General features: G+C 67.9%; 5 protein-coding genes. 1 reads left to right on the top strand and 4 read right to left on the bottom strand.

Features of this window, described 5'->3' with window-relative positions; all coding sequences use genetic code 11:
* Positions 1–173: 173 nt before the first annotated feature.
* The 3 genes from M2299_RS20625 to M2299_RS20615 all read right to left on the bottom strand — a co-directional run bounded on the left by M2299_RS20625 (position 174) and on the right by M2299_RS20615 (position 2,972).
* A complete protein-coding gene (locus M2299_RS20625) occupies positions 174–863 on the bottom strand; it encodes a methionine ABC transporter permease (RefSeq protein WP_025877307.1) in 690 nt (229 codons plus the stop codon).
* Complete coding sequence (locus tag M2299_RS20620) at positions 860–1,867, bottom strand: methionine ABC transporter ATP-binding protein (RefSeq protein ID WP_280884913.1); 1,008 nt, start codon at positions 1,865–1,867, stop codon at positions 860–862. Before M2299_RS20620 ends, M2299_RS20625 begins: the two co-directional genes overlap by 4 nt.
* 208 nt (positions 1,868–2,075) lie before the next feature.
* On the bottom strand, positions 2,076–2,972 hold the full coding sequence (locus M2299_RS20615; RefSeq protein WP_280884912.1) for a DMT family transporter: 897 nt from the start codon (positions 2,970–2,972) through the stop codon (positions 2,076–2,078).
* A gap of 83 nt (positions 2,973–3,055) precedes the next feature.
* Here M2299_RS20615 and M2299_RS20610 point away from each other — a divergent pair, with 83 nt between their 5' ends.
* Positions 3,056–3,538: a YajQ family cyclic di-GMP-binding protein gene (locus tag M2299_RS20610; RefSeq protein ID WP_025877313.1), complete on the top strand. Its 483-nt coding sequence runs from the start codon at positions 3,056–3,058 to the stop codon at positions 3,536–3,538.
* A gap of 38 nt (positions 3,539–3,576) precedes the next feature.
* Here M2299_RS20610 and M2299_RS20605 read toward each other — a convergent pair whose 3' ends face one another.
* Positions 3,577–4,668, bottom strand: a complete 1,092-nt coding sequence (locus tag M2299_RS20605) for a helix-turn-helix domain-containing protein (protein WP_223486690.1) — start codon at positions 4,666–4,668, stop codon at positions 3,577–3,579.
* Between the last annotated feature and the right edge of the window lie 299 nt (positions 4,669–4,967).

The following is a 4,967-nucleotide window of genomic DNA, read 5'->3' as shown; positions in this document are numbered from 1 at the left end:
CCGGCCGCTGGCCGGCAACTGCAGGGTGCTTCCCGCGTTCATGAGGTTGCCGGCCAGCGGCCGGCACTACCAGGCATGAAGTTGCCGGCCAGCGGCCGGCACTACCAGGCATGAAGTTGCCGGCCAGCGGCCGGCACCACCCTGAACGATGCCGGGCGCCGCCCGGCATTCTGTTATCTGCGGCTGTAATGCGCGACCAGGCGGTCGCCGAGCATCTGCAGCAGCTGCACGAGCACCAACAGCAGGACCACCGTGACCAGCGCCACGTCGGTGTGCGAGCGCTGGTAGCCGTCGCGGAAGGCCAGGTCGCCCAAGCCACCGGAACCGATCGCACCGCCCATCGCGGTGAAGCCGATCAGGGCCACGGTGGTCACCGTGGCACCGGCAATCAGGCCCGGCCGTGCTTCGGGCAGCAGCACGCGGGTGACCAGCTGCCAGGTGGTGGCACCCATTGCCTGGGTCGCCTCGATCACCCCGCGGTCCACTTCACGCAGCGCGGTTTCCACCAGCCGCGCATAGAACGGCGCAGCGCCGATGACCAGCGGCACGATCGCGCCACGTACGCCCAGCGAGGTGCCCATCATGAACAGGGTCACCGGGATCAGCACGATCATCAGGATGATGAAGGGCACCGAGCGCAGCAGGTTCACCACCAGCGCCAGCACGCCGTAGGCAACCGGCCGGCGTTTCAGCTGTGGCGCACCGAACAGGTACAGCAGCACGCCCAGAGGCAGGCCGATGGCCAGGGTCAGCGGCAGCGAACCGGCCAGCATCAGCAGGGTGTCGATGGTGGCCTGGCCGATGTCGGCCCACTTGCCTGCATCCAGGTGACGGAAGAAGCCGCCGGCGGTGGCGATGATCATCGACGCAGTTCCTCAACATGCACGCCGGCAGCCACGAATGCGGCCTGCGCGGCGGACTGGTCACCGCCCACCAGGGCGACGATCAGCTGGCCATACGGGGTGTCCTTGATCCGGTCGATACGCCCGGACAGGATGTTGTAGTCGACCCCGGTCTGCCGCGCGACGCTGCCGAGCAGGGGTTCGTAGGTATCGGCGCCGAGGAAGGTCAGGCGCACGACACGGCCACCGACCGCGTCGAAATCGCGGTGCAGGGTGCCCTCGTCCACCTGCTCCGATTCGCTGACGAAACGGCGGGTGGTCGGGTGCTGCGGGTGCAGGAACACCTTCGTTACCGGGCCGGTCTCGACCAGCTGGCCGGTATCAAGCACGGCCACGCGGTCGCAGACGCGACGGATCACGTCCATCTCGTGGGTGATCAGCACGATGGTCAGGCCCAGTTCGCGGTTGATCTTCGACAGCAGCGCCAGCACCGACGCGGTGGTCTGCGGATCGAGCGCGCTGGTGGCCTCGTCGCACAGCAGGATCTGCGGGCGGGTGGCCAGTGCGCGGGCGATGCCCACACGTTGCTTCTGGCCGCCCGACAACTGCGCCGGGTACTTGTCCGCATGCGCCTGCAGGCCCACGGTCTGCAGCAGCTCGGCGACGCGCGCATCGATCTCGGCCTTCGGCGTACCGGCCAGCTCCAGCGGGAAGGCGACATTGCCGGCCACCGTGCGCGAGGACAGCAGGTTGAAGTGCTGGAAGATCATGCCGATCCGCCGGCGCAGCGCGCGCAGGCCTTCCGGATCCAGCGCGGTGACATCTTCGCCGGCGATCAGCAGGCGGCCACCACTGGGCTCCTCCAGGCGGTTGATCATGCGGATCAGCGTCGATTTGCCCGCACCGGAATGACCGATGATGCCGAACACCTCGCCGGCCTCGATGGTCAGGTCCAGCGGCTGCAGCGCGCTGACCGCGCGGCCGGCAACGGCATAGGATTTGTGCAGGCGCTGGAACTCGATCACGGGATCAGCTCACCGGGAGGGCGATGGAAGGGGCGTGCAGCCTACCAGCGCTGGCGCTCGCGCGCCCGCGCCATGGGCCAGAATGTTATTCCTTTTGATTCTAAGGCGCCCGCATCGGTACATCGGCGGCGGTCGGAGCCCCTGCGGGGATCCGACCCCGGGGTCGGATCCCCGCAGGGGCTCTGACCCCTTCCCCAGCCAGATCGGTTCAGGGATGGTCCAACGGTTTCGGCGGCTCCTGCCGGTTCACCCGTTCGCGGTGCAGCAGGTACAGGCCCGAGGCGACGATGATTGCCGCGCCCGCCCAGGTGTAGCCATCCGGCAGCTGCCCCCAGAAGGCCAGGTCCCAGCCGATTACCCAGACCAGGCCGCTGTATTCGAGCGGTGCGATCATCGATGCCTCACCCAGCTGGAAGGCCTTGGTCAGCGCGATCTGGCCCAGCGCTCCGGCCAGGCCCATGCCGGCGATCAACGGCGCATGCGCCATCTGCAGCGGCACCCAGCCGGGAATAGCCAGCAGCCCGGCGCCGATGGCCATGATGACCAGGAACCAGACCACCATCGACTGCGAGGTATCGGTGCGGGTCAACAGGCTGACGGTGATCGCGGCGATGGCATAGGCGGTGGCGGCGGCCAGCACCATCAGGCCCGGCACCGAGATGAAACCGCCCACGCCCGGCCGCAGCACCACCAGCACGCCGACCAGGCCGATGCCGATGGCGACCCAGCGCCGCGGCCCGACCCGCTCGCCCAGCAGCGGCACCGACAGTGCGGCAATCAGCAGCGGCACGACGAAATAAATGGTGTAGGCGGTGGACAGCGGCAGGTCGCGCAGGGCGAACACGAAGCAGCCGATCATCGCCATGCCCAGCCCGCCGCGCAGCAGGTGCAGCCCCCAGCGGCGCGGGATCAGCGAGCGTGGCCCGGCACTGGCCAGCACCCAGACCAGCACGAAGGGCAGCGACGCCGCGCCACGCAGGAAGGTGACCTGCAGCGAGGGATAGCCGGCCGAGAGCTGCTTCATGCCGGCGTCCATCAGCGAGAAACAGGCGACAGCAGCGACCATCCAGGCCACGGCGCGCGAAGGGGAGCGTTGCACGTTCATGGCCCATTATCGCCGACCACGGGCGTTGCCGCCGCGACCGGCGCGATAGAATGGCCGCCACTGATTTCTGCGGAGTAACGCCCATGCCTTCCTTCGACGTTGTGTCCGAAGTCGACACCCACGAACTGACCAATGCGCTCGACCAGGCCAACCGCGAGCTTGCCACCCGTTTCGACTTCAAGGGCGTGGACGCCAAGTTCGAACGAGACGGCGAAGTGATCACCCAGTCCGCGCCGAGCGAGTTCCAGCTCAAGCAGATGAACGACATCCTGCGCGCTCGCCTGGCCGCCCGCAGCATCGACGTGCTCAGCTTGGAGTACGGCGACGTGGAAACCAACCTTGCGCAGGCCCGGCAGAAGATCACCGTCAAGCAGGGCATCGAGCAGAAGATCGCCAAGAAGATCGCTGCGGCGCTGAAGGAAGCCAAGCTGAAGGTGGAAACCCAGATCAACGGCGACAAGCTGCGGGTGATGGGCAAGAAGCGCGACGACCTGCAGGACGCCATCGCCGTGCTGAAGGCCGGCAAGTTCGAACTGCCGCTGCAGTTCAACAACTTCCGCGATTGATCGACACCGCGATGTAGCGCCGGCCTCGGTGGCCGGCCTCACTCGCGCAGCAGTTTGTACAGCGTTGTCCGCGAGATGCCGAGCTGGCGTGCGGCGAGGCTGAGGTTGCCGTCGGCGGTATGGGCGGCTCGCCGTGCCGCATCGCGCTGCTGGTCACGCAATGGTGCCGCCTGCACGGGCGCTGCGGCCGTAGCCGGTGAACGTGTCCGTGCGGCGCGCGGTGCCTGCAGATGCTGCAGATGGACCGCACTGCCCTCGCCCAGTCGCACCCGATGCGCAGGGCCGGGCTGCAGCAGTCGACGTCGCTGTGCTGCGCTGGCGCCGGCAAACAGCGTGTCCAGCGAAAGCAGCGGCAGCGGCCCACGCCGCGGCAGGCCGAGCAGGCGCCGGGCGACGCGATTGGCGCAAAGCAACTGGCCGTCTTCCTGCACCGCCAGCAGGCCCTGCAGCGGTGATGCCAACCAGCGCGGATCATGCTGCACCGCCAGCAGATGCACATCGCTGAGCGTGTGCATCAAGCGGTTCTCGATGGCCAGCGCTGCCTGCCGGAAATAGCCCTGCAGCAACGCCGGATCGCGTTCCCCCAGCCCAGTGATGTCGATCGCACCGCAGACCTGCCCCTGCAGGTCATGCAGCGGCTCACTCAGGCAGAACACGGGGGCGAACCGCTGCAGATAGTGTTCATTGCCGCGTACCAATGCGGGCAGGTCGTCGGCAAGGCTGACCGCAGGCGCGGTGGTACCGATCTCGGCCTCGCCCAGCCGCCGGCCCACCTGGATCGGCCGCAGCAGCGCTGCATCTTCCAGGCCATGGGCGCGATGCACGATCACCATGCCCTCGCGGTTGGCGCAGAACATCGTCCACCCACGCGCACCGAACGCGGCCCACAACTGCTCCAGTTCCGGCTGCACGCAACGCGCCAGGCGGCGGTCATCGCGGGACTCCAAGCGGTGTCCGTTGCCCTGCAACGGCGGGTAATACGGCTCCTGCCCGGGGCGCACACCGGCCGCATGCGAGCGCTGCCAGGACTGCTGCAACGGCAGGGGCAGCATCGCCAGCGACTGCACGTCGCCCTCGGCGAAGGCGGCCCGAGCCGCCACCAGCTGCTGTTGCCCGACTGTCGTGGCCATCATGCATGCAGCGTACACCCACACACGCCATGCCCGCGTTACATGCCAACAACGGAGCGTTTCCAATTTCGTCCGGCATTCATCCACGCATGGCGTGGATCCACGTGTCGACCAAGGTCGACACCCACCAACAGCCGCGTGGTCGACACCCGCCAACAGCCGCGTGCCGACCAACGGTCCCCACCCACCAACAGCAGCGGGAACCTGTCGAAGGCGGGGTGGGTCCGGTTGCGGGGGCGTGAGCCGCATGGATGCGGCGACCGAGCTTACATGGACGTACTTGCAGCGTCCCCCGCAAC

The organism is Stenotrophomonas sp. 1278, from assembly GCF_029892765.1.
GTDB lineage: Bacteria > Pseudomonadota > Gammaproteobacteria > Xanthomonadales > Xanthomonadaceae > Stenotrophomonas > Stenotrophomonas indicatrix.
The sequence above is the reverse complement of the archived record's forward strand: the minus strand, read 5'-3'. Positions and strand labels throughout refer to the sequence as shown.

Excerpts from the sequence above, each read along its gene's own strand:
- M2299_RS20605 (WP_223486690.1), bottom strand. The coding sequence starts at position 4,668 with ATGGCCACGACAGTCGGGCAACAGCAGCTGGTGGCGGCTCGGGCCGCC.
- M2299_RS20625 (WP_025877307.1), bottom strand. The coding sequence starts at position 863 with ATGATCATCGCCACCGCCGGCGGCTTCTTCCGTCACCTGGATGCAGGC.
- M2299_RS20610 (WP_025877313.1), top strand. The coding sequence starts at position 3,056 with ATGCCTTCCTTCGACGTTGTGTCCGAAGTCGACACCCACGAACTGACC.
- M2299_RS20615 (WP_280884912.1), bottom strand. The coding sequence starts at position 2,972 with ATGAACGTGCAACGCTCCCCTTCGCGCGCCGTGGCCTGGATGGTCGCT.